The sequence below is a fragment of the Aeromonas sp. R1-2 genome (assembly GCF_040908505.1).
GTDB classification, from domain to species: Bacteria; Pseudomonadota; Gammaproteobacteria; order Enterobacterales; family Aeromonadaceae; genus Aeromonas; species Aeromonas veronii.
Genome location: NZ_JBFODU010000006.1, coordinates 1 through 24,026 on the forward strand (window position 1 = coordinate 1; position 24,026 = coordinate 24,026).

General features: G+C 58.7%; 19 protein-coding genes and 1 pseudogene. 11 read left to right on the forward strand and 9 right to left on the reverse strand.

Features of this window, described 5'->3' with window-relative positions; all coding sequences use genetic code 11:
• Nucleotides 1-392 (forward strand): annotated as a pseudogene (locus AB5Y76_RS00445) (IS4 family transposase); the annotation flags it as partial.
• A gap of 277 nt (nt 393-669) precedes the next feature.
• On the opposite strand, the gene AB5Y76_RS00450 reads toward AB5Y76_RS00445, so the two are convergent.
• The 3 genes from AB5Y76_RS00450 to AB5Y76_RS00460 are packed head-to-tail and all read right to left on the reverse strand — an operon-like array spanning nt 670 to nt 3,582.
• On the reverse strand, nt 670-1,305 hold the full coding sequence (locus AB5Y76_RS00450) for a sugar transferase (protein WP_019445314.1): 636 nt from the start codon (nt 1,303-1,305) through the stop codon (nt 670-672).
• Nucleotides 1,302-2,495 (reverse strand): glycosyltransferase family 2 protein, encoded by a 1,194-nt coding sequence (locus tag AB5Y76_RS00455; protein WP_069527365.1) that lies wholly within the window; start codon nt 2,493-2,495, stop codon nt 1,302-1,304. The genes AB5Y76_RS00450 and AB5Y76_RS00455 overlap by 4 nt, the downstream gene beginning before the upstream one ends.
• A 31-nt stretch (nt 2,496-2,526) precedes the next feature.
• Complete coding sequence (locus AB5Y76_RS00460; protein WP_263717145.1) at nt 2,527-3,582, reverse strand: glycosyltransferase; 1,056 nt, start codon at nt 3,580-3,582, stop codon at nt 2,527-2,529.
• 265 nt (nt 3,583-3,847) lie between these two features.
• Here AB5Y76_RS00460 and AB5Y76_RS00465 point away from each other — a divergent pair, with 265 nt between their 5' ends.
• The 3 genes from AB5Y76_RS00465 to AB5Y76_RS00475 all read left to right on the forward strand — a co-directional run bounded on the left by AB5Y76_RS00465 (nt 3,848) and on the right by AB5Y76_RS00475 (nt 7,648).
• Entirely contained in the window at nt 3,848-5,263 is a 1,416-nt protein-coding gene (locus AB5Y76_RS00465; RefSeq protein WP_263717146.1) for a GNVR domain-containing protein, read from the forward strand.
• Nucleotides 5,264-5,657: 394 nt separating this feature from the next.
• Nucleotides 5,658-6,362 (forward strand): Cthe_2314 family HEPN domain-containing protein, encoded by a 705-nt coding sequence (locus tag AB5Y76_RS00470; protein WP_263717147.1) that lies wholly within the window; start codon nt 5,658-5,660, stop codon nt 6,360-6,362.
• 506 nt (nt 6,363-6,868) lie between these two features.
• Nucleotides 6,869-7,648: a hypothetical protein gene (locus tag AB5Y76_RS00475; RefSeq protein ID WP_368177643.1), complete on the forward strand. Its 780-nt coding sequence runs from the start codon at nt 6,869-6,871 to the stop codon at nt 7,646-7,648.
• A 222-nt stretch (nt 7,649-7,870) separates the two neighbouring features.
• Here AB5Y76_RS00475 and AB5Y76_RS00480 read toward each other — a convergent pair whose 3' ends face one another.
• Nucleotides 7,871-8,716, reverse strand: coding sequence for a DUF1194 domain-containing protein (locus tag AB5Y76_RS00480; RefSeq protein WP_263717149.1), 846 nt, complete (start codon nt 8,714-8,716; stop codon nt 7,871-7,873).
• 168 nt (nt 8,717-8,884) lie between these two features.
• Between AB5Y76_RS00480 and AB5Y76_RS00485 the strand changes: the two genes are divergently transcribed.
• Complete coding sequence (locus AB5Y76_RS00485) at nt 8,885-9,652, forward strand: hypothetical protein (RefSeq protein WP_263717150.1); 768 nt, start codon at nt 8,885-8,887, stop codon at nt 9,650-9,652.
• A gap of 90 nt (nt 9,653-9,742) precedes the next feature.
• Nucleotides 9,743-10,189 carry a hypothetical protein gene (locus AB5Y76_RS00490; protein WP_263717274.1) on the forward strand — a complete coding sequence of 149 codons (447 nt, stop codon included), beginning with the start codon at nt 9,743-9,745 and terminating at the stop codon, nt 10,187-10,189.
• Here the strand turns inward: AB5Y76_RS00490 and AB5Y76_RS00495 are convergent.
• Genes AB5Y76_RS00495 through AB5Y76_RS00510 form a run of 4 tightly spaced genes read right to left on the reverse strand, consistent with a single transcriptional unit; the run spans nt 10,167 to nt 15,143 of the window.
• Nucleotides 10,167-10,643 (reverse strand): hypothetical protein, encoded by a 477-nt coding sequence (locus tag AB5Y76_RS00495; protein WP_263717151.1) that lies wholly within the window; start codon nt 10,641-10,643, stop codon nt 10,167-10,169. The two genes, AB5Y76_RS00490 and AB5Y76_RS00495, sit on opposite strands and share 23 nt — an antisense overlap.
• A gap of 11 nt (nt 10,644-10,654) precedes the next feature.
• Nucleotides 10,655-13,195 carry a hypothetical protein gene (locus AB5Y76_RS00500; protein WP_368177644.1) on the reverse strand — a complete coding sequence of 847 codons (2,541 nt, stop codon included), beginning with the start codon at nt 13,193-13,195 and terminating at the stop codon, nt 10,655-10,657.
• Nucleotides 13,192-14,391, reverse strand: coding sequence for a glycosyltransferase (locus AB5Y76_RS00505; RefSeq protein ID WP_263717153.1), 1,200 nt, complete (start codon nt 14,389-14,391; stop codon nt 13,192-13,194). Before AB5Y76_RS00505 ends, AB5Y76_RS00500 begins: the two co-directional genes overlap by 4 nt.
• Entirely contained in the window at nt 14,388-15,143 is a 756-nt protein-coding gene (locus tag AB5Y76_RS00510) for an acyltransferase (protein WP_263717154.1), read from the reverse strand. The genes AB5Y76_RS00505 and AB5Y76_RS00510 overlap by 4 nt, the downstream gene beginning before the upstream one ends.
• Before the next feature lie 299 nt (nt 15,144-15,442).
• Here AB5Y76_RS00510 and AB5Y76_RS00515 point away from each other — a divergent pair, with 299 nt between their 5' ends.
• Genes AB5Y76_RS00515 through AB5Y76_RS00530 form a run of 4 tightly spaced genes read left to right on the forward strand, consistent with a single transcriptional unit; the run spans nt 15,443 to nt 20,572 of the window.
• Nucleotides 15,443-16,762 carry a lipopolysaccharide biosynthesis protein gene (locus tag AB5Y76_RS00515; RefSeq protein ID WP_101530760.1) on the forward strand — a complete coding sequence of 440 codons (1,320 nt, stop codon included), beginning with the start codon at nt 15,443-15,445 and terminating at the stop codon, nt 16,760-16,762.
• Nucleotides 16,750-18,156, forward strand: coding sequence for an O-antigen ligase family protein (locus AB5Y76_RS00520; RefSeq protein WP_263717155.1), 1,407 nt, complete (start codon nt 16,750-16,752; stop codon nt 18,154-18,156). The genes AB5Y76_RS00515 and AB5Y76_RS00520 overlap by 13 nt, the downstream gene beginning before the upstream one ends.
• Nucleotides 18,153-19,439 (forward strand): glycosyltransferase family 4 protein, encoded by a 1,287-nt coding sequence (locus tag AB5Y76_RS00525; protein ID WP_263717156.1) that lies wholly within the window; start codon nt 18,153-18,155, stop codon nt 19,437-19,439. Before AB5Y76_RS00520 ends, AB5Y76_RS00525 begins: the two co-directional genes overlap by 4 nt.
• On the forward strand, nt 19,436-20,572 hold the full coding sequence (locus AB5Y76_RS00530; protein ID WP_263717157.1) for a glycosyltransferase family 4 protein: 1,137 nt from the start codon (nt 19,436-19,438) through the stop codon (nt 20,570-20,572). The genes AB5Y76_RS00525 and AB5Y76_RS00530 overlap by 4 nt, the downstream gene beginning before the upstream one ends.
• A gap of 44 nt (nt 20,573-20,616) precedes the next feature.
• Here AB5Y76_RS00530 and AB5Y76_RS00535 read toward each other — a convergent pair whose 3' ends face one another.
• A complete protein-coding gene (locus tag AB5Y76_RS00535) occupies nt 20,617-21,663 on the reverse strand; it encodes a diguanylate cyclase (RefSeq protein ID WP_368177645.1) in 1,047 nt (348 codons plus the stop codon).
• Nucleotides 21,664-22,891: 1,228 nt separating this feature from the next.
• Between AB5Y76_RS00535 and hybO the strand changes: the two genes are divergently transcribed.
• Nucleotides 22,892-24,025 carry a hydrogenase 2 small subunit gene (hybO, locus tag AB5Y76_RS00540; protein ID WP_005360163.1) on the forward strand — a complete coding sequence of 378 codons (1,134 nt, stop codon included), beginning with the start codon at nt 22,892-22,894 and terminating at the stop codon, nt 24,023-24,025.
• Nucleotide 24,026 lies beyond the last annotated feature (1 nt).

Below are 24,026 nucleotides of genomic sequence, written 5' to 3' on the forward strand. Positions count from 1 at the left end.
TGGGCTATCGGGAGATGAAGCACAGCCTGCAACAACACCGACTGACCCTGCGTAGCAAGAAGGCAATGGGGATACGGCAAGAGCTGTGGGGCGTGCTGCTGGCGTACAATTTGCTGCGCAGCCAGATGGTAAAGATGGCGGCAAGTCTGAAGGGATACACGGCGAGCCAGCTGAGTTTTCACATGGCATCGGTGTACCTCATCCATGAACTGAGCTGCATGCCGTACCTATCACCGGGTACTATCCCGAAGCGGGTAGCTGACCTGGAGAAACAAGCGGGCCAGTTTGTGCTGCCGGAGCGAAGGGAGCGAAGTTACCCCCGCTGCGTGAAGCCAAGGCCACAGAGGTATAGTGTGAAAAAAGCTAATAAAAACAATGCCAGTCAGGCTTAACTGACTGGCATTAGGCCGCTGGCCACTCGTTTTTTTATGTGCCGGTGTTATGGGGAGCAGGGGCGGATTGCTTCGGTGATCACGCAACGCTTGGGTTTCTGCTGTTGGTAAAACTGGCATCAGGCCTGTGGATGGATGGGGCCAGATGATGGCGATCAGATCGCTGACTTCTTTGTGATCACCCTTGATGTGCCACAACGATGTGCCATAAAAAAGGCCATTGCAGTGGCAATGGCCTGATGGGCGTTGAGATATGGTTGAGGTCGGCGCGGCGGAATTAGCGCCCCTTCTTGCCAACCATGATGGCAATCGTCTTGCCGATGATATGCACATCCTGCACCAGCCAGCGCCAGGGGTGGAGCAGGGCGACCGAGTAGGCCAGATCGAACGCCAGCTTGCTGCGCACATCATCGAGCGACTCGTCGTAACCCTGATTGACCTGCGCCAGACCGGTAATACCGGGGGCCACTTCATAGGTGCGTTCGATAAAGTACGGCACCGCATCTTCCAGCCGGTTGGCGATCCCGGGTCGCTCCGGACGGGGGCCGATCAGCGACATCTCCCCCTTGAGCACATTGATAAACTGCGGCAGCTCATCGAGCCGGGTTTTGCGCAGAAAGTCGCCGCTGCGGGTGATCCGGCTGTCCCCCTTGCCACACCAGACCGGCCCGGTGGCCGCCTCGGCGTCGGCGCGCATGGTGCGAAACTTGATCATGAAAAAGAGCTCGGTATGGGTGGCGTGGCTGCGCCCGATCCGCAGCTGACGAAAGAACACCGGCCCCGGGCTATCGAGCCGGATGGCCAGCATGATCAGCGGCCACAGTGGCAGCGTCAGCAGCAGGCCAAAAGTGGCACCGAGCAGATCCATGCTGCGTTTGACCACCAGGGTCAATCTTGGAATGGGGTGTGTCATACGGCTTTCTCCTGTGACATGAAACGTATGGGGGCTCGCAGGCAGTAGCGCAGGGTGCCCATGCCGTTGTACCAGTGTCCGAGTACCAGATAGTGGATCTTGCGAAACAGATTGGGCCAGGGGTGCACAGGGGTCAGCTGGATCAAGATGACCAGCAGATACCCTAGCAGTTGCAGCCCCAGCAGCAGCTGAAACAGCAGGGATTGGGTGGCCAGCGGGATGGCGCAGAGCCACAGCAGGGTCAGGCAGAGCGGCATCAACACCCGCAGCCCCTTGCCACTGGCAAAGTTGAAGGCAACCCAGCCGAACTTGGGGTGCAGCAGGGGCAGTAACCGCAGCAGCTGCTGGGTGTTGCCAGCCCCGATCCGCTTGCGCCGTGTCGCCTCCAGCGCGGCATTGGAAACTTCCAGCTCCAGTGCCGCGCAGCGATTGTCATAGACAGCCCGATACCCCTTGGCGATGGCCTGCATCGGCAGGATGAAATCGTCGTTGATGGTATCGGCAGCCAGCGGGGTGAGGCACTCCCGGCGCATCATGTAAAAGGCCCCGTGGGCCCCCAGCATGCCGCCAAGGGCCGATTCGCAGAGCTTGATCTGGCTTTGATAGTGCCAGTAACTCTCCTCGCCCTGGGAGCCCGGTTGCCAGAAGCGGTACGCCTCCCCGACCACCCCTACCTTGGGATCGGCAAAATGGGCGACCGCCAGCAGCAGGCTGTCGATGGGCAGCAGGGCCGAGACATCGGTGAGGGCCACCAGATCGCTGTGCACCCGGGTCATGGCCTCGTTGAGCACGGCGACCTTGCCGCGATTGCGGGGGTGATCAAACAGCCTGATCTGCAACTGCTGCAGGGCGGGATCACCGAGCTGGCTTAGCGCAATGGGGTAACTGTTGTCGCTGCAGCCGTCGAAATGCACATGCACCCACAGCTTGTCGGCGGGGTAATCGAGGCTGGCGAGGTTTTGCAGCTTGGCCGCGATGGTCGCCGCCTCGTTATAAACCGGCATCAGCAGGGTGATGGTCGGCAGCGCCTCATCGGTGGCGTCTGTTTTGAACCCTCGATCCAGAGGGCGGGGCGGATTGGCTACCTTGCGCGCCTGCCGACCACCGAATTTGAGCAGCAGGGGATAGCCGACATGGTGGTAGACCACCAGTACAGCGCACAGCCAGAACACGATCATGATCCATTCCATGGGATGCTCCTCTGGTCATCGGGTCGCTTGATCAGCGGCTGTATAGCTGCTGATAGGCATGAGCCATCCGGCTCAAGCTGCTTTGCTTGCACACAAACTCACGGGTGACGGCACGCAGGCTATGGCACTGCAGCAACCCTTGTGCCAGAAGCTGGGCAAGGCGGCCGGGATCCCGCTCCGACAGGATATGGCCGCTGGCCTGACAGACGATCTCTCTGGCCGCCCCCACATCGCTCATCACCACCGGCACCCCGCACGCCTGTGCTTCCAGCACGCAAAGCGGCATCCCCTCCGCCAGTGAGGGGAGGCAGAAGAGATCCAGCCCCTGATAGAAGCGCGGCATGTTTTCGACCAGCCCGAGAAAATGGACCCGATGGGCGATCCCCAGTTGCTGACACTGTTGTTGCAACGCATTTTGCAAACTGCCGACCCCTGCCAACGCAAGATGCACCTCCTCCGGCAGGGCGCGGATCGCCTCCAGCAGCAAGTTATGTCCCTTGACCGACTCAAGGCGGGCGGCGCAGCCAATCAACTTGACCCCTTGTGGCAGCCCCATCTCCTGACGGGCGAGGGCGGCGGCGCCCGGGGCAAAGCGCTGCTCATCGATGCCGTTGGGGATCACGGTTGGCGACAGCTGGCCCAGCTTGGCCAGCAGCTGGTTGGCCACCGGCGTGGCATCGGCAACCAGAATGGGTTTGAAGGCGCGCAGTCCCCACAGGGCCAGCGTGCGCTGATGGGGATCATCGAGATACCAGGCATCGTGCTCTGTGTGTACCAGGGTAGGCACCCGGGCCAGCCGACTGGCCAGACCGCCATAGAGCATGGGCCCCAGATGGTGGGTATGTACCGCGACGGGCTTGAGTTGGCGCAGCAGTCGGGTGAGCCGCCAGAGGGTCGCCAGCGACCAGCCCGCTGGCTTTTCCAGACAGTGAATGTGGTCCGCGAAGGGATGCAGGGCGGGCCATGCCCTTAGCACATCCCCTTTGCGCCCTTCGAGGGAGATGATATGCACCGGTTGCTCGGCAGGGCTCGCCTGCGTGAGGTTGAGCACCATGGTCTCCAGCCCGCCCGGCTGCAGGTGCTGCACGATTTGTACGACAGGTCGCAGAACAGGTTGAACAACAGGTTGCACGACGGGCTGGGCGCTGGCGCCCCTGCGGGGATGGGGTCTGTGCGACGGGGTTGATGACAACATGGTTCGCGCTCCGACAAGGGAAGGGGTGGCACCCCGGATAGCGGGAGAATGCGAATCTTGTACCACTCTTGCGATCTGCCCACAGAGGCGATCAGCTCCTCTGGTGGCACTGCCCTTGCATCGTGCGGGGGGAGGGCTTTTCTCAGGGAGTGATGCCATGCCTGTCCAGTTCTATTACAACCTCTACATCATTCTCTTTGCCGCCTGGCGCCGTCGCTATCTGCTGGTGATCCCGGTACTGGTGATGCCGCTGGTGGGCGTGACGGTCGGCCTGCTCACCCCCAAGGAGTATGAGAGCCGCACTACCTTTATGGTGCCGCAAGATGCCAACCAGACCCCGACCCTCAAGGATCTGATCACTCAGGAGAGCCTGAAAGATCGCTTTGCGGTGCTCGAAGCCCTGCTGCGCAGCCGTTATGTGCTGGACGGGGTAGCGCGGGATCGTGGCCTGGTCAATGACGAGACTCCGCCTGCCCAGCGCGATGCCATCATGGACTGGCTCTCGAGTGCCGTCTCGCTGCGGCTTATTGGCGATGAGGTGATCGAGATAAAGGTCAAAGCGGATTCGGCGGCCAACAGCGCCGGTTTGCTCGAAGCCATTTCACGGCGCTTTTTCTTCAACCTGCTCAGCAAGGGGCGCCAGTCGGCGGAATCGTCCGAACGTTTCCTGCAAAGCCAGCTCGACAGCCGCCGCAGCGAACTGCAAGCGGCCGAGCAGCTGCTTGCCGACTTCAAACGGGAGCATGCCAGCGCCTTGCCCCAGCAGCAGAGTACCAACGTCGCCCGTCTCTATGGTTTGCAGGAGCGCTATGCCGAGAGCCTGATCACCCTGCAGCAGGCCAGGGCCCGGGTCGATCAGCTATCGCTGGGGCAGGAGAGCCAACTGGCACGCCAGCTGGATGAGAAGCTGCAGCTGATGCGCACCGAGCTGGTGTTGCTGCGGGCCCGCTACAGCGACGAACACAGCAAGGTGCAGAGTCTGCGCTATCAGATTGACCAGTTGCAGCAGGAGTTCGAGCAGCTCAAATCCCAGCCGGATATGGCCCGCGGGCCCGAGTGGCAGCTGGCCCAGACGCAGTTGACGGAGGCGGAGCAAAACGCCGCCGGCTTGAAGAGCCAGCTGGATGGGCTGGACAAGGTAGTCGACTCCCAGGGGGATACCGAGCGCCAGCTCGCCGAGCTGGAGCGGGATCTGGCGGTCAAACGCACCCTCTATCAGGATTTGCTGCTGCGCTATGAGAAGGCCAAGGTGACCGGCGATCTGGGCAACTTCGAGCAGGGGGAGCGGATCAAGGTGATCGACAAACCCTTTGCCCCCAGCAAGCCGAGCAACTACCCGCTCTGGCTGTTTCTGCTGGCGGGCATTGTTGGCGGGTTGGGGCTCGGCTGCGGTCTGGCACTGGTGGCCGAACTGGCGGATGCCAGCCTGCGCCGCTCCGATCAACTGGCCGCCCTGGTCAAGGCGCCGGTGCTAAGCCGCATTCCCTACTGCGAGCCGGTGCCGGACTATCCATCCCATAGTGATCATGCGCTGGATGGGCAGGTGTTACCCTTGTCACCAGAACCGGGTTGATTGCCGTAAAAACGGGCTATCAGCCTGAATCTGGATATTTCTGAAAAGGCCTTGTGATAAGGCCTTTTTTATGAGCATCAGGCGGTGTTTTGGGAGGCGACGCTATTTAATTAGGCTCGATTCGATTTGCGTCCTGATGTTGTCAAGAAGACGAGGCAGGTAGCATTTTCCATAGCAACAGATTGACTGTGATTTTGTACAGTGGTAAAAGTGGACCCAAATAAATGAAACAGAGACAATCAGTTCAGAAACCGGAGCTAGGTTGATAATTTAATGATTTTAAAGTGATTTTCAGAGTGGATAATGTATCAAAGGGCGGCATCATCCGGAAGGATCAGTTATTGGATTAATACTGCCTTCAATATAATTAATGTTATGTTTATTTGGAGTGGGCGTGCATTTATTTGAGGAAGTTGTTTTATACGATCCTGATAATCCTGTACGAAAGTGTGGGTTAGAAGGAAAAGATGTCCACTGTGAAAATAATTTGGAGTGGTATGTATTCCGTTGTGGGCAAACTCTGGCTCGCTTGTCTTGTGCAATTGATAAATGCCATCTGTCATTAAATCAATTGGAGTATGTTGTTAACAAAAAACGTTCAGATGACAAATTTACAAACGCAGATTATATAGAATATGAAATTGAAAATTTCTTGATTAGAAGCAGTGCTATTTATGACCGTGCTTTAATACTAGCCGGTAGTCTACATGATTTAGGTATTGCCGACGACTCTATTTCTCATCAGTCAGTTGTCACAAATGCTCATGTTCAATCATCTGGCATGGCTGACCAACTTAAAAAATTACGTAAGCATTGCACTGAATTTAGAGAAATGCGTAATAAAATTGTTCATCATGCCAATTACACAGATGAAGCATTTGATTTGTTGTCAATGCTACATAAACTTGATGCCAGTGAAAAGCAAGGTAGTAGCGTTACATTACCTCAAGATGTTCTAATCAAATTAACTGATGATTTTATGCATATACAAATAAGTGAGTTTAAAGAGCATTTAAATTCAATAGTTGAATCAGTAGAGAAAATATATGATAAGTCGTTACTCATTTATGCAACTAACAAAGTTAGAAATACAAAATAAACATAATAAATCGCTGCGTGTGGATTTGATATAGCTCGTAGGTTCGATTAGCCGGTAGGCGTAATCGGACGCTCGCGGTGACACTCCACGTCAATATGGCAATAACGTAACGACCGTTGCCAGTTCGAGAGTGAGTTTTGGGGCGGAGAAGTGGCAAGATGGAAGGGTTTTGGCGAGTTAAAGAAACATATTACAGAAAGGCCGCGAACGTCCGATTACGCTTCGCTAATCGAACCTACGGCCCTCATTTATTCAAAAATCTGAAAGGTGACCTTGGTGATATAGCTAGGTGGATGATCGAGAAACATCCAATGGCAAGCATGGTAAACAAAACCTTGTGAGTTATGTGATAATAGACAATTTAAGAATGATTCCCCACGCTTGGCACTTTTGGTTTGGGGCAAGTATATTGTTTACGGCGTTCTATTTGAGTGTCGTGGTCACGTGGCTCACACCTTAATCGGGAGTTAGCCCTTTTCTCTAAATCGTAATAGGAACAATAATAAATGGTGAAAGGTTCTTCAAATGGTACAGTTTACGCTCACGCTTGGTTTGCTGCATCAGCAAAAAGAACCTTAGAAGCTGATAATTTTGGTGATACTTGTGCGGGAATTACAGTAGTAACGTTAACTGCTTTTATGGTTGAAAGTTATTTTAATTACACTTGCTCAAAATTATTAAACAAGAGCGAGCTAATTGAAACAGTGCTTGATTCCAACTTACCACTAGATGTTGTCGCAAGGCTTTATGATTGCGGAAAGAACTTGAGCTTCGAACAAAGAGTTGCAAACGCATACGGTATTGATGAGCGGTATGAGTTACTCGTTAATAATCTAATAAAATTTTTACACGGAAAAAAATCTAAACAATTAACAAAGTATTTCGAAGAGAACGGAAAGGATGGTGCTGACTTTACGGAAATAGATAACAAATTTAGAATTCCACCTATTGTAAAATGTAAGGCAATCTTAGATACGGTATCCCGTGATGAGCAAAAAAATCATGAGTTTGTAAATATAGTCGAGCGTTTGTTCTCGGCGAGAAACTCACTTGCTCATGGTAAAACTGAAAATGTAAGCCATACCTTTACCGTAGATGATGAAGAAGTATCGCCAGCAAGTTGTCCTTCAGTCATAGCTTCTTGGCAAGAGTCGTGTTCTTTGGAAAAAGCACAAAGTTACTATAGAACTTGTACTGAAATAGTGAACTATATTGGTAAGTTAGCATTAAATGAAGAACACCCATTATTAACATTATCATCTCAGCTATCAGGACTACAGGGCTAACAAATTGTTTAAGTGTGATTCGCCACGCATGGCATTTTTATTACGTGTTTAAATAAGTGATTAAAGTGGTTTGCAGGGGCAGGATTACATTTTTTTATCCCACTCAGTTGAGTGTTGATATAGCGGGATAATCATGGCCTTGGCGATCGCACCCCGGCCTCATCGTCGCCACAAAAAATCAGGGAGCCATAGCTCCCTAATCGCGACACACGGGATGATAAATCAGCCGATAGCTGGCGATTTTTGCCAGTTGGCTTGCTGCGGACGGCCCAGAGTTCGGCGTTGATAGCGCCAGGCCAGCAGTAGCGGCATACCGAGCAGCAGCTGGGCGGCCAGCGGGATCTCCTCGATGGGGGCGGCCAGTGCCCCTTCCGGAATAATGCCCCCCTCAATTTCGGCTGCCAGTTTGAGCTCCAGCGCATTGCCAAAGTCGGCGAAGGTGGTGGCATTGATCACAAATGCATCCTGACCGCCCGCCACGTTCTCCACATACCACTCTTGCAGCACCCCATCGGCATAGTCCTGACCTATGGTGATGCCGTTGATGGTATCGATGCCGGAGGCGAGCAGTTGATCCCGCACGGTAGAGGTATCCAGCCCGTTGTTCTGGATACCGTCACCCGACACATCCATCACCTGGCGGGCGGCGGTGTAGTTGTTGGTATCAAACTGCTGGGCACCAAAGGCCATGGCCGAACCGGGGGCCGTCATCCCCGCATAGGGGCGTACCAGGGCATCCAGGGTGGCGGCGAAGTTGTTGATGGAGGTCATGTCGTAGAGGTGGAACCAGTCGGTCATCACGCTCTGCTGGGTCGAGCCGCTCCACATCACCATCTGTACCGCAATCGACCCCAGCTTGTCGCCACTGGTGTCGAGGATGGCGCTTTGTACCTCCTGACTGTAAAAGGCGTCCACATAGCCCTGTAATTGCAGATTGAATTCCGATGAACTGACGCTGCCCGACACATCCATCAGCAGTTGCAGTTCGGTATCGACTTCGGTCAAGGCGTATGCGGGGGAGGTTACCAACAACATCCCCAGCAGCCCTGCCAACGGTTTGAGTTTCATTGCTCACTCCTTCTCCCTGGCGCTAGTGCCAGCAGGGGGGAATGAATAAAGCGTGCCAGCTTTGGCTAATCCTCTGACTTGGCTTGATCCGGGTGAGGCCGGGCAGGCATGGAACTTGCGAGAACTTGCGACAGAGGTCAAAAGCGCTGATAACCGGCAGGAGTTGCGATGGAGATCCGTCCCTGGCAGTGGGCACCCAACTGGCTGCTACTTGGTTTGGCCAATCAGTGGGGCATGGTGTGGCTCAATATGGGCCACTTCAACTTGCTGGTGGTGTTGCTGATTGCTATCTGGTGGCAAATTGCATCGCGGGTTGCACCGAGCTGGCGCCCGCATCCACTGGCGCTCGCCCTCTTTATCCTGCTGATCCTGATCCCCAGCGCCAGTTGCAAGGCGCTGGCCTGTCTGCTGTTGGTGGCCTCGCTATGGCGCCGTCATCAGAGTGGCGATGAGCGGGCGGTGTTGCAGATTGTGCTCGCCTTTACCGTGGCGGTGTTGTGGGGGCAGCAGGTGTTTGCCCTGCTCTCCGGCCCTGTGCTGGCCCTCGACGCCTGGGGGGTGGGCCAGTGGTTGCAGCTGCTGGGCTGGGAGACTCGCCTTGATGGCAATCGCATCGAGCGGCTGGGAGGCCATGCCCTGATTGTGCTCAAGGGGTGCTCCTCGTTTTCTCAACTCTATCTGGTGGTGCTCTCCTGGCTGGTCTCCTGCTGCTGGCTGGCGCCGGATCGGCCCCTCTACCGGCAGTGGCCCATGTTGCTGCTGGTCTGCCTGTTCTATATCGGGGCCAATCAGCTGCGGTTGGTGCTGATGAGTCTGGATCTGCGCTGGTACGGCTGGCTCCATACCGGCTCGCTGGCCCAGCTCTACCAGTGGGCCATCATGTTGTTGGTGATGACCATCCTCTTTATCCGGGGACGCCGTGATGCGTCTGTCTAAGGGATATCTGCGGTTGGTGGCGTTATCAGAGCCGGGTGGTCAATATGATGCTGCTGGTGATGACCATCCTGTTTCTAAGGGGGCGCCATGATGCGTCTATCTAGGGGATATCTGTTGCTGTTGCTGGTGGCGCTGCTCAGTGCTGCCGCCATGGGCTGGCGTTATCAGAACCGGGCGATCAATGAGGGGGCCAAACCCATGCTGCTGGAGCTGGTCCAGTTGGGATGGCGCTTGCGGGTGGCTACGCCAGTATTGGGCGGCACCTATGTCAGCTATCAGCTGGCCCATCCCCGCTGTGACGGCCTGCTGCAGGCCATGCTGGTGGCGCCGGATCGGGAGGCGATGTCAGTGACGCTGGCGGGTGAAGGGATGAGTCAGGGGGTGATGTTTTTAGGCGAGTTGCACCAGAGCCCGCCGCTGCTCTCGTACCGTCTTACCCAGGGTTGGCGCAAATTGTGGGGGCTGACCCCTTATCCCCTCTATCGGGTGGCCTTGCCGACCACCTGCCTCGGCCTTATTGCGCCGCCGTTGGGGTGACCGACCCCGATTCACCGTTTGGAAGAATGCGGATCAGCAAGGTATTGGGGGCCAGCATGGGGTCATAGCGGGGCTCCAGTTCAATGGCGCGAGCTCCCAGCAAGCGGGTGAGTGCGGTCAGCCGCACGCTCGCCATCCGCGCACTCTCCAGCATGTCGGTTTGCAGCCCGGGGCCGCTTACCAGCGCAATCCGGGCCGGATCCTTGCGGCCTAAAAACTGATGCAGCAGCTGCTCCTGATCCGCCGCAAGTTGCGTCTCCGCGTTCTGGTACTGCAGTTGCAGCTGGGGCTGTTCGGCCATTTGCTGTTCCCGCAACTGGTTGAGGATTGGCAGGGTCTCATTGACCGGCTCCTGACGGGCGCAACCGGTGAGGATCAGCAGCGGCAACATAAGGGGCAACAGGCGGGGCAGGGCGCTGTCTTTGGCTGTGGAGCGGGGAGTCTGGTTGGCCATACGCAGTCACTTCAGGAGGATGAGTTGGCACCAGTTTGCAATGTTTTCAATCCCTTGGCCAGTTGTTCAATCTCGCGGCGCCACTGGTTCCAGGCTGCAGAGGGCAGTTGCTCTGCCACCTGCCAGAGGGTCGGCAGCTGATCCCGCAGGCGCTCCAGCAGCAGGGCAGCCTCCACCTGATAGCGGGCCTCCTGCTCCAGCCAAGCGAGCCAGCGCAGATCCTCGATGGCTTGCTGCAACAGCAACAGATCGTGGGAGAGGCGGTGCGCCTCGCAGGCTTGCGGGCCGAGCAGCATAAAGTCGCTCTCCCGCCCGTCGGTGGGGTCATAAGGTAGGGCGGTGGGCATGCGGCCATGCCACTGCAAATAGCCCTCGGCGCCGCTTTGCCACAGATAGAACCCGGCGGCTCTCGGGGTGCCCAGATTGTAAAACCAGGGGGTGACCTTGTGCTGGCGCACCCGCGCCACATTGGCCTTGTCGGCGCCAAAACCTGCGTTGATCAGGGCAATCTCCACCTCTGCCAGCAGACCAACCTGACCCGGATGATTGAAGTGGCCCGCACGGATCACCGCCGGATCCCGCCGCTTCATCTCCCGCGCCAGGGTGGTGATGGCGGGCAGGGTGGCAAGATCGGGCTCATCAAACAGGCTCCATGCCAGCGGGGGCAAGCCGCTGGCGGTCAGCCCCTGTTGCCGAGTTTGCCATTGATCAAGCTGGCTGGCAGGGTCGTTCCCCCAGCGTTTGAGCGGGGTATAGGCCAGCAGGGGCGGCACAAAGCCGAGCCCGGCCGCTTCTCCCATGATCTCCCGCATTCCCGCCTCATCTTGTGGCAGGGCGGGCGAGAGGCCGCTGATCCCGAGCTTGGCGAGCCGCTGCAGATCGCAGCGACTGGCCGCGGCGATTTGCTCTTTTAGCGCCTCGGGGTCGGGGCTCAGCCAATTCAGATAGGGGGGCGCTTCGACATAGATGCCGACCGGCTTGCTGGCTGCGGGCAGGGCCAGCGGCAGCACCTCGATAGTCAGCGGCAACTGCACCAGTTGCTGTTGGCTCAGCAGCTGAATATTGCCCAGATAGTGACCGGCAGGCGCATCGCGTGGGACGGTGATCTGCAGTACCAGACGCCGAGGTACCCCTGCCAGCAGGGTGAGCCCGGCGATCCCCTCGACCAACTCCTGATCCGATGGGGCCAGCAGGGTGCCACTCGCCTGCGGGCGAACCAGATGCCACTTGCCGTAATAGGGGGTCAGCGCCAGCGGCGATCCTGCCTGCTCGGGGGGCTGGATCACCAGCAAGGGGGCCGGATCGTCGGTGGCGGCGTGGATGGCAAATTCCAGCAGCAGCTGGCTGCCACGGGCGGCCAGCACCGGTTGAGCAGCCTGCTGCAACGCATCGACCGCAGATGCCGGGGCGATCTGCAGGGTTGGGGCGGCATCCGTAATCGGCGTGAGGCTCAGTTGCTGCGCAGCTGGGGCTGGGGTTGGGGAATAGGGGGCCAGGGTCCACTTTTCCAAAAACAGCTGGCGCTGCTTGGTCAGCACGCTTGCGGTAGCGTCGGCCAATACGGCGAGATCTTTTCCACTATTCGGGAGAGCCTCTTTGCTGGTGCTGGCCGGATAGGGGGCAAGCAGCAGCCCCGCCAGGTATTTGGCATCCGGTGAGTGACCTACCAGTGTGATAGTGATCGGGCCGCCGGGGTGGTTCAGGGTGACATGGACCGGACCGCCCTGTCGTGCCCCGAATAGCTGCCAGGGATCCGGGTTTGGCAGTGCCTCGCGAGATTGCCCCGCCAGATAGCGCTGCGTTAGCCACTCCTGCGGTTGCCACTGTTCGGCCCAGATGGGCTCGCCATTGACCAGTACGCTGCGCTCGAAGGGGTGGGGCAGGTACTCCCATTCACCGGGGTCATCGAGCCAGAGGGTGAGCTGGTAGCGTCCTTTGGCTAGATCCAGTCGTACTCCGTCGAGATTGCGCAGCCCATCGCGCACCAGGGCATCGCCGGAGGGGCGCAAGATGGGGGTGGGATGGCCAATCAGCCGGGGATCCCCCGGGTTCAGGCCTTCAAAGCCGGTAAAGCGGGGCGCAGCCGCCGCCCCCAGAACCAGCGCAATGGTGCCCTCAGGCAGAGTCAGACCGGGCTCCCAGTACCAGCGGCGAATGGTCAGCGAGGGGGCGTTATCGGCCATAAAGAGATAGAGCTTGGTGAGTTTGTCCAGCGCCAGCGCTCTGGGTTGGCTGGTGCGCCACTCGCTCAAGGCAAAGCGCTGGGTGAAGGGGCCGGGGGCGACAACCCGCTCCAGATTGACCCGGCTACGGTAGTTGACCGAGGCCTCATCGTCGATACGCAGGATCAGGGTTTGCGGGCGGGCGCTGGGGTTATGGCCCTCGATCACCAGTTCATCATCGCTGCCCACCGGCCAGTTGTGGGTGCTCAGATCGAGCCGCTGGGGTGTCTGGTTACCTGTCATGGGCAGCGGGGTCAGCCCCTCCAGCCGGGTGGTGGCCATTGCTGCATTGGCGCAGAGTAGGATAACCAGCCAGAGCCCTTTGCTCATCCGGCCAGCCCCTTTAGCCAGTTGTTCAGCTCGGCAGCCTTGTGATCCCAGCTTTGCAGGGCCACCTGCTGTTGGCGCGTGTGGCGCCCTTCGCTGTGGGTGAGCCCCTCCCAGCCACTCTCCTGAAACCAGCCCGGATTGGGTTGATCAAAGGCGGCCCGATTGATGGCCTGGGCCAGGCTCTCCCCATCGTGGGGGAGCTGGATCTGATCCCGATAGCCATCGAGGGCCGGAAAATCGGTGCTGACGATGGGGCGCCCTGCGGCCAGATACTCGCGCAATTTCAATGGATTGCAGGCGCGGATCTGGGCGTTGTCGACAAAGGGCAGCAGGCTCACTTGCCAGTGCTGGGCATAGGCTGCCAGCGTGTGGTGGGGACGGGGGCCCAGCAGATGGATATTGGGGAGCCCCTTGAGGGGGGAGATATCGGTCTGGACCGGGCCAATCAGCACCAGATCCCAGTGGGGCAAGGCGGCGGCCGTCTCTGCCAGCAGGGGGATATCAATCCAGTCGCTCAGGCTGCCGTAAAATCCGGCAATGGGACGGCCGGAGGGGAGATCCGCCGGGCGCTCTCTGGGGGGCATAAACAGCTCGAGATCCACGCCGTGGCTGAGAAGCCGGGTTTTATGGGGGGGAAAGCGGCTGGCCAGCGCTGGGCTGGCGGCCAGAATGAGATCCGCTTTTTCCACCAGTCGGGCCTCGCAGTGGGCGATGGCCTGATGATCCACCCCCGCCAGCGCCGAGAAGTCATCGCCGCAGTAGTAGATGACCGCCCGCTCATCCAGCTTGCCAATCAGATCGACGGCGCTGGGCAGGGAGATCCAGAGCAGGGGGCGATCCAGCTCGGGCAGCTGACGCCGGATCTGCGCCGCCAGCCAGTGGCCATTGATCTTGCCCGCCAGCCGACTGCCCGGCAGCGGCAAGGCGAGCGGCGGCAGAACCCGGGGACTGCTGGCGTCGACTGGCGAAACCGACTGGCTGCCAGCATGGCGCGCGCCGCGCAGCACCGCCCCCAGTTTGCGGACGATGCGGGTGAGATCATGAAGGGTAAAGCGGGGACAGCGCATGCCGATGGAGTTGACCCAGAGCACTTGATAATCGGGCAACAGACGCTTGATCAGGTGTTGGGTGCTGGAGGGGTGCTGGCCCCAATCCTCTCCCAATACCACCAGTTGCGGCAGTGAGTGTGGTTTCATGCAAAGGTCTCCGAGGCGTGTGCGAGGTCGCTGTGATCCTGTGGTTGCAAGGGGCGCAGTACGGTGGCCGGTACACCCGCTGCCAGCACACCTGCGGGCAGATCCCGGGTGACGACGCTGCCTGCGGCGACAATGGTGCCGGCGCCTATGGTGACACCGGCCATCACCATCACCCCGGTGCCAAGCCAGACATCCTGCTCCAGCACAATGGCCCCCACCTGTTCATCGCGATCCGGCAGGCCCCGGGCGCGATCGCGAGCGTTGACCGGGTGCCCCGGGTAGCCCGCCAGAAAGGCACGCCCTGCAATCCGGACGTTATCCCCCAGCACTATCTTGCTGCCCACCGCCAGGGTGGTCTGCCAGCCAATGCCGACATTGCGGCCAATCACCAGCTTTGGCGTCTGGCTCGATGCCCGGCCGCTGATGGTCATGGCGGCGCTGAGGCGGCAGTCGGCACCGATTTCGATGGTGACCGGACCGCTGATATAGGGGATGCCGCCATAGAGATAGAGGCGTGGGGCGGGGGCCGTGAGGCGAGATTGAAACAAGGGGGTCCACCAAAGGGTGCGGGTCAGGGTCGCCAGCGCGTTGCTGCCCAGCAAATAGAGCCGATAAAGCAGCCGATGCAGGGGAGGGATGACGGGGCATGACCAGTGGCGGGCACTTTTGGCCAGTCGCCATATCCGGCGAGCCAGTGGCGTTTCCCCCTGTTTGGCCCAGCTTTTCATCCGGTGCAGGTTGATGGTGTTCATGGCGACCTCTCCCTCTGGTGCAGTCCGTTGCTCGCTAAGCAGAAAGCAGGGATCGGGCCAACAGGACGGCCCCAGCTAGATCGGGCCAAATGGGGCTAAGAGGTGGGGCAGATTGCGCCGGTTGGTGCAATTTGCAGCCAGCGTTGTGCAAAACGCAAATGCCAGTCTCATTCTGGGCTTGTTCAGGCCGGTTAAGCCGCACAGAGAAGCTATCGTCTCAGGGCGGGAGTGAGTGGCGTGGGCTTTGCATTAGCGGTAGCTGACCCGGAGCAGGATGCTTCGGGTGGCTGGGAGGCCCTATGAAACTTGGTGTGAACCAGATTGCCATGCTCTATTACGCCGGCGGCTTGCTCCTGATGAAGGGGATCTCCCTGCTGATGCTGCCGGTGTTGACCCATCAGCTGCTGCCTCGCGAATACGGTCAGCTGGAGGTGCTGCTGACCCTCATCAATCTGGGTTCCCTTATTTTGGGCTTCGGGCTGGTGGATGCCCTCTACCGCTTTGCTGGATTGGCGAAAGATGAGCAGGAGCGCCAGCAGGTGGTGGCCCGCATGTTTGGTCTGGTCTGGTTGATCGCCCTGGCCAGTCTGGTACTGCTCTGGCTGCTGGCACCTGTGGTGCAAGCCTGGCTGCCGGTGGAAACCCGCCTTGCGGATGTGCGCTGGGTGCTCTGCGCCCTGCCGTTTGAAGGGGTGATCGGCGTGCCGCTGGCATGGCTGCGGATGCGCAATCAGGCGCGGCTCTTTTTCGTGGCGACCGCAGGCAAGGCGGTGATCCAGTCCCTGTTGACCGGCTGGTGGCTCTGGCTCGGCTGGGGCGTGAGCGGGGTGCTGGCCTCCGGCACCCTGACCTGCGTCGCACTGGCGTTGCTGCTGAGCCTCTGGCAGTGGCGAGATAGCGGGATCCGCTTTGACTGGCAGCACTATCGGCCGCTGCTGCGCTATGGATTGCCCCTGGTGGTGAGCGGGCTGGCAGGTTTTGCCCTGAGCGGACTGGATCGCTGGCTGCTGGCCGATGTGGTGGGGGAGGCGCTGCTCGCTTACTACGCTGTTGCGGGCAAGTTGGCGCTGGCAGTGGGACTTCTGCTGCAACCCTTTGCCCTCTGGTGGTATCCCCGCCGTTTCATGCTGTTGCGCGAGCCGGATGGACTGCGACTCAATGCTCACTACAGCGTGATGGGGTCGGTGTTGGGGTTTGTTACCGCGGGGATTGTCGGGCTCACTGCCCCCTTGCTCATTCGCTGGCTGACCCCGGAGAGCTATCACGGGGCGATTGCCTATATTCCGCTGCTGGTGCTGGGCATGGCGGTGCGCAATGTTTCGGACTTGCTCAATGTCGGTTGCTTTAGCGGCGAGAAGAGCAATGCCCAGATGGTGATCAATCTGGGCTGCAGCGCCCTTGGGGTGGCAGGCTTTCTGCTCTCCATCCCCCCCTTCGGGGTCGCCGGGGTGATCTGGACCCTGCTGCTGGTCTATCTGGTACGGGCGCTGGCCTTTTATCTGGTGAGCCAGCGGTTGCTGCCGCTGCCGTATCGCCTCTCGACCCTCTGGGCCAGTTCGCTCGGGGCGCTGGCGATGGTCTGGCTCGGCCAATGGTGGGCAGGATCATGGCTCGTCTAACGCCGGCCATCTGGGCAAGCGCCATCTGTCTGGTGCTGGCCCTGCTCTGGTGGCGGCTGCCCCATCCCTTGCTGCTGCCGGTGCTCGGCCTTGCCATTCCCGCCATCTGGTTTGCCCTGCGCTGGCCCTTCTTGATGGTACTGGGGTTTGTCACCTTCTCTTTCTTTCGACTGCATGAGGTGTTCCCCCAGCTCTATCCCCTCAAAATCCCGCTGCTCTTCTCGCTGGCCGCCATCGGCGCACTGGTCTGGCACATTTTACTGACCGGTCGGATCAAGCCCTACTGGAGTCCAGCGCTGAGCTGGCTGACGGCCTTCTTTGTGATGGTCTCCATCGGTGTGCTGTTTGCCAGCAACCGGGGCGAGGCGATCGCCACCTGGACCGGCAGCTACAGCAAGATCTATCTGATGACCCTGGCCACCGCCTGGCTGGTGCGCACTCCGGGGGATTTTGCGCTGGCGGTGCGTACCTTCGTGGTTGCGGGCTGTCTGGTGGCGTTGGTGGCCCTCTACAACAAGGCGAGCGGGATCGGGCTGGTGGAGGGCACCCGGGTGACCATAGGGCGCGAGCTGGGCTCTGTGCTGGGGGATCCCAACGATCTGGCGCTGGTGCTGCTCTTTCCTGCCGGTTTTTCGCTGAGCTTGCTGCTCAATCAGGGTAATGGGGTGGGGGGGCGTTTGCTGGGGGGGCTCGGCTTTGCGTTGACCGCCGCCGCCATTATCGCCACCCAGAGCCGCGGCGGCTTGCTTGGCGTGTGTGCAGTCAGCGGCCTGTTTGCCTGGCAGCGGGTGAAGTCGAAAACCCTGTTGATCTCGATGGGGATGGTCGCGCTGGCGGTGCTGTTTGCCGCCGCCGGGATCAGCGACCGGGCATCTGGCGGCGCCGCCGAGAGTGGGGTCGATGCCTCGGCCATGGGGCGGATCTACGCCTGGCAAGCGGCCTGGGGCATGGCGCTAGGCCATCCGCTGGTGGGGGTGGGCTTGTCCAATTTCTATTACAACTACTTCTTCTACAGCCCCCATTGGGATGGGCTCAATCATGCGGTGCACTCCACCTGGTTCGGGGTGCTGGCTGAAACCGGCTTTGTCGGGCTGGCGCTGTTTATCGGCATGGTGACGGTGACCCTGCGCAGTTGCTGGCGTTGCCAGCTTGCTGGCATGCCTCCTGCAGTGATCACGGCGATGCAGGGGGTGATGGCCAGCATGGTGGGGTTTGTGATTTCGGGATCCTTCCTGACCCAGGGGTTTACCTGGCCCATCTATCTGGAGTTGGCGCTGGCCGTCGCCGCCATCAAGTACGTGCAGCAGGCGGCCACAGAGGTGAAGGCAACCGCTGAGGATCATCAGGAGGCAACCCGGTTGCCGGCAGTGCCACCAAAGGGAGCAAGAGGATGAACGCAACCCCTGTTTTGCTGGTTCACTACGGAGAGGACTGGATCCGCGGCAGCGAACGCTGCCTGCTGGATCTGCTGGCCCACCTCGATCGCAGCCGGTTTACGCCGTTGCTCTGGTGCAATAGCCCGACGCTGGCGGCAGAGGCGGCCACCCTCGGGGTAGAAACCATGGTCGAGCCATTCAGCCTGCTGCTGGGATGGCAGGCGCCACGTTTTGATCTTGCGGCCCATCGGCGCCTCTCCCGGCGAGCCAGAGAGCTCATCACCGAGCGGCAGATTGGGCTGGTGCATGCCAACAGCGCGGCCCCTTGTCAGTGGCTGGTGGGGGTCTGTCGGGCGTTGCAGGTACCGCTGGTGTGCCACCTCCATGCCCGTTACCAGCCCAGAGACAGGTTCAGCCTGCGGGTTCATCAGGCAAGCGTGCTGATCGGGGTGAGCGAGCCGGTGTTGACCGGTTGGCGCCAGGATGGCTGCGCGGCCGATCGGTTGATCCGGGTACCCAACGGGGTGGATGCCGCTCGCCTGAATGGCGGTGCTCACTGGCCGGTCTTCGGCATGCTGGGCTTGCCACCGGGGGATATGATCATCGCAACCGTCGGCTCATTGATCAAACGCAAGGGGATTGATCTGCTGATCCGCTCGCTGGCTGCCCTGATGGCATCGGGGGAGGAGGCTCAGTTGCTGATCATTGGCAGCGGTCCGGAGCGGGAAGCATTGGTGGCGTTGGCTGTCGAGCTCGGTGTGGCCGAGCGGGTCCACTTTCTCGGCGAGCGACCAGACAGTGCCGCTATCTTGCGAGGCGGGGTGGATTTGCTGGTCTCCGGCGCCCGTGAGGAGGTGTTTGGTCTGACGTTGGCGGAGGCGGGCATGTTGGGACTCCCGGTCAGTGCCTATCGGGTGGGCGGCATTCCGGAAGTTGTGGAAGAGGGGGTGACCGGCTTGCTGGCAACCCCGGGGGATTGGGCCGAGATGGCTGATCACTGGCAGCAATTGAGTAATCCGCAACGCCGATGCGCGATGGGGCGGGCCGCTCAGCTGCGTGCCGCACAGTTGTTCACGGTGGCGCGCTATGTCGACGGGGTCACGGCGGTGTGGGACGTCGCGTTGGCTGGTCGTTGGCACGCAACGGCCCCCACACCCTTCCGACCACTCATTCATTGGGCGGGGGAACGACTCCTTGCCAGAGGTCGCAATATGCTGGCGAGTGGGATGGCAAAAGTGGCGCAAAAAGTGCAACTGGGGTTTGGCCGCCGCAGGTGCCAGAGTAAGGGAGCAGCAAGATGAGCATGCAAACTGAGCCGGTGTTTGGAAAGGTCATCGTCGTGGATCCCATCCCGTTTCGCGGTGGCTCCAAGGTTGCGACCGAAGTGCTGCTCGATGAGTTGGCCAAGCGGATGCCCGGGCTCACATGCCATGTGTTGACCCAGGATCCCGACTCCTGGCCCCGTTGCCAACATCACCCCCTTTGGCTGCCCCACCAATTGAAGGGGCGGGAGTCCGGCATCGGCTATCTGCTCAAACAGGGGTGGCAGACCCTGCTGATCCTCTGGCTTGTGCTGCGCTTGGGGCAGGTGAAGTGCCTGGTGGCGGCGTCCGGGCCGGGGGTGGATCTCTGCTGTTACTGGGCGGCCCGCTGGTTGCGGTGCCGGGTGGTTCAGCTGATCCATGGCCCTGTGGGGTGCTCGGGGCTCTCTGCCAGGGCCTTGCAACGGGCGAGTTTTGTATTTTATCTCGAATCAACCCGCAGCTCCCTGGTGGCATTACTGGCCCGGCTTGGCGAGACCGAGTTCCCGTCACACTGGCAGCCATTTACCAATGGCTTGAGCGAGATTGATTGGCCCAAAGCGACCCTGGGGGGGCCTCGTATTTTGTGGGCGGCTTCGTTGTTGCGCTGGAAGGGGCTGGAGACCATGCTGGCCGCCCATCAACTGATCCCTGACGCTCGCCCCGAGCTGATGGTGTGCTATCTGCAGCCCAAGGGCACGCTGCAACCCTGTAGCCAGCCTCAGCCACAGCTGCCAGACACGCACTGGTATGCCAACCCCGCCAATCTTGACGAGATCCGATCTCAATGCGGCATTTTTGTCTCCACCAGTCATCAGGAACCGTTTGGTCTCTCCATTCTGGAGGCCATGGCGGCAGGATTATGCGTAGTGATCCCGGCCGATGGCGCCTGGTGGGATCGACACCTCACCGATGACATGAATTGCCGCAAATATCAGCCAAACGATCCCGGCGATCTGGCGCGGGTGCTGGCCAGCCTCAATGCCATGCCCGACGAGGTCAAGCGACTTGGCCATCATGCCCGCCTGCATGCCATGGTCCATTACAACGCGGCAGATACCTATCAAAGCACACTGGATCAGTGGGAAGGTATGTTGCGATGGGATGCGTTGAGCCTTGCCGTGCATGGTTAGCGCGCAGTGGTTCCCCGTAGGTAGGATGGTCACGCATGAGGGACTTATGGGCAGACTGGTTGCGGGAGGCTGGGTGACTCCGCCACTCTGATGCAGTTACGGCCGGATGATTTGGCGGTGTAGAGCGCAGCATCAGCCAGTTTGACCAGTTCAGATGGCTGCCAGTGACTCGATGGTCTGAGGCAGGCAACACCCATGCTAACTGTCACCAGACCGGTGGCATTTTGTGCGTGTGGCTGCGCCAGTGCAAAAATCAGCCGTTGGATATGTTGGGCAATTTCATAGGCGGATTGACGCTCGACATGTGGCAGCAGGATGACAAATTCCTCTCCGCCGTAGCGGGCCACCAACTCCCCCGAGCGGCGTCCGGATTGCGCCAGGGTATGGGCAAGCAATCGAAGGCACTCGTCACCGGCAACGTGGCCATAGAGGTCGTTGAACTGCTTGAAATGATCGATGTCGAGCATGATGAGCGCAATCGGCATCTCTGTCTGAATACAGTGCTCCCAGGCCAGGTTCAATGAGTTGTCGAACAGACGGCGGTTACCTATGTTGGTAAGCCCATCGGTATTGCTGAGCGCTTCCAGTTTCCGGTTCGCTTCCGCCAGCTCCCTGGTTCTGAGCTCGATAATGAGCTCCAGCTCATGTTGGCGCTCCTCCAGACTGGTCATCGGGTAAATTTCGCTTTCCCGAGCCGCACTGTAAGGGATGGAGATACTGCTGTGAGCAATTTTCCACGCCATGGCTTCGTGTCGAAAAATCAGCACCAGCCTGGCGGTTCTGCGGGAGAGGATAGGTTCTGATTTTGGTAGATGGATATGAAAGAAGGCGGTGACCACCACCACATCAACGGCCAGATCTTGCAGGGTCAAATCGAGTATTTCCAGGCGGATCCTGCCCGGGATCTGGGCAAAATCGCGGCGGGTTATCCGGATCCACTCATCTTTATCGGTAACCAGAACATCACTGCTGCCGGCAAAGCCGCTGAAATTGTCGCTAAACCGCGTGGTGAGCCGCTCATCCCGTGATGAATACATCTCGATGTACTCATCAAACAGTGAGCGGATCAACTGTTCCCGTTCAGTGGTCATTGCGCTGGGCCCATGTGAAGTGGTCACGTTTTTCAAACGTTCGATTGAACTATAGTCAATTATGTCATTTTAATTGGCTATCTATCTTGATTTTTCTCGTTTTTTTGTTCAATTCCCGCACTTGGCAAGTGTCCGTAGGGCCAGCCATAAACAAGGCTCCATGGCGTGGTTATCAGAGGGGAGGCCTCTGTCTGCATGCATTTCACGAGGTGAGCAGGGCTGTCAACGAGTTCGATAAGGCAAGGTAGTGGCTGGAGCCACTGCTCGGCTGATGATTTACACGCTTATCGTTTGTCATGTTTATCGTGATCCAAACTCATTTTTTGGAGTTGCCATTGAACAAGAATAATTATCATCTATATCGATGGAGATGGATATTTACGCTCTGGTTAATTAAGCGGGGTGACGTGAAGGTAAATAGTGTGAAGGTGGGCGGTAACATCTGTAACCGGATGAGCGAATGCATCGCGAGTTAAATATGATGTCTATGTTGCAGACAGCCTTCCACCTTGCCTTTTCTCTTACCATTAATTTGAATGCAGATTCACGATGATGCGTAAACATATCCGTGAGCGTGATATTTTACTCACCAGCATCCAAGACAAGAAAGAGTGGGGGAGGTCATACTGATATGCATACCTCGGCGGCATCTTTTCATTAAGCGGTGTTAAACGTCAGGGAGGACAAGCGGGGTTGTGCTGTGTGGGCTCGCAGTAGAACGTGTCGCACTGAAGCGCAGGTAAAATGCAAACTGAAACCAAGCGACATGCAGGTAAATCGTGCCGTGAAGGCCGTGCTTGCTACCGGTAGTAGCTGGCCGTGAGACAGTTTTGGTATGGGGAGGCAAGTCAGGAGGTTGTCCCGTGGATGACTGCATGAAATATGCAATGGAATGAGTAAAGATATATTCAATGGATCATTTATTGGTGGGCATCAGTATTGTGAAATGAGCGGTATAGCCAAGATTTCAATCATGTTAATTTGGCTCACAGTGAAAGAGAGGATATGCAGTGATTAATTATTTAATATCCAATTAAGTTCATAAAATTTATGGGGATGCTAAATATCTCTTTGGGGGTAATTAATTTCATTTGTGATGTGGCTCGCTATGAAAATAGGGGTAAGCCGGTCGAAATTGATAGAGATCAATACTGCAGGGTGGGTGAGTCCTTAGCATTTCCGCTATTAAGCATTTATCAAACAAGTGCTCACTACGGGAATAAGAAGAATGGTCGAGGATAATTTTTTATCGGCTCATGGGATTAATCGCCGTGATTTTATGAAATTGTGTGCCGGGATGGCCGCAACCCTGGGATTAAGTCAGCATGCCGTCGCCAAGATGGCCACTGCGCTCACCAGCCCCGAACGGCCGCCGGTGATCTGGATTGGGGCGCAGGAGTGCACCGGCTGTACCGAGTCGCTGCTGCGCGCCACCCATCCCACCATCGAAAACCTGATCCTCAATACCATTTCGCTGGAGTACCACGAGGTGCTCTCGGCGGCCTTTGGTCATCAGGCGGAAGAGAACAAGCACAACGCCATCAAGCGCTATAAAGGCAAGTATGTGCTGGTGGTGGATGGCTCCATTCCGCTCAAAGATGGTGGCGTCTACTGCATGGTGGCCGGTGAGCCCATCGTCGACCATATTCGCCGTGCTGCCAGTGACGCGGCTGCGGTCATCGCCATCGGTTCCTGTGCTGCCTGGGGCGGTGTGCCTGCCAGCGGCGGCAACCCGACCGGCGCTGTCAGCCTGGAAGAGGCGCTGGGCAACATCAGCACCCCGATCATCAATATCCCGGGCTGTCCGCCCAATCCCCACAACTTCCTCACCACGGTTGCCTACTACATCACCTACGGCAAGCTGCCGGCGCTGGATAGCAAGAAGCGTCCGTTGTTTGCCTATGAGCGGCTGATCCACGAGAACTGCGAGCGTCGTCCGCACTTCGACGCAGGGCGTTTTGCCAAGGAGTTTGGTGATGAGGGTCACCGTCAGGGTTGGTGTCTCTACCATCTTGGCTGCAAGGGGCCGGAGACCTACGGCAACTGCTCGACCCTGGAGTTCTGCGATGTGGGCGGCGGCATCTGGCCGGTCGGTATCGGTCACCCCTGTTATGGCTGCAACGAGCAGGGGGTCGGTTTTAGCAAGGGGATCTTCCAGCTCGCCAAGGTCGAGAACCCGACCCCGCGGGTGGATAAACCCGATGTGAAAATTCAGGAGGGGGGCTATACCTCGCCCACCGCGACTGGCCTTATCGGTGGCGCCCTCGGGGTGCTGGTAGGGGTGAGTCTGATGACGGTGCGTGAACTCGGTCGCCAGCAGAAGCGCCACGAAGCCGGGCAGCACCCATCACGGGAGGAGTAAC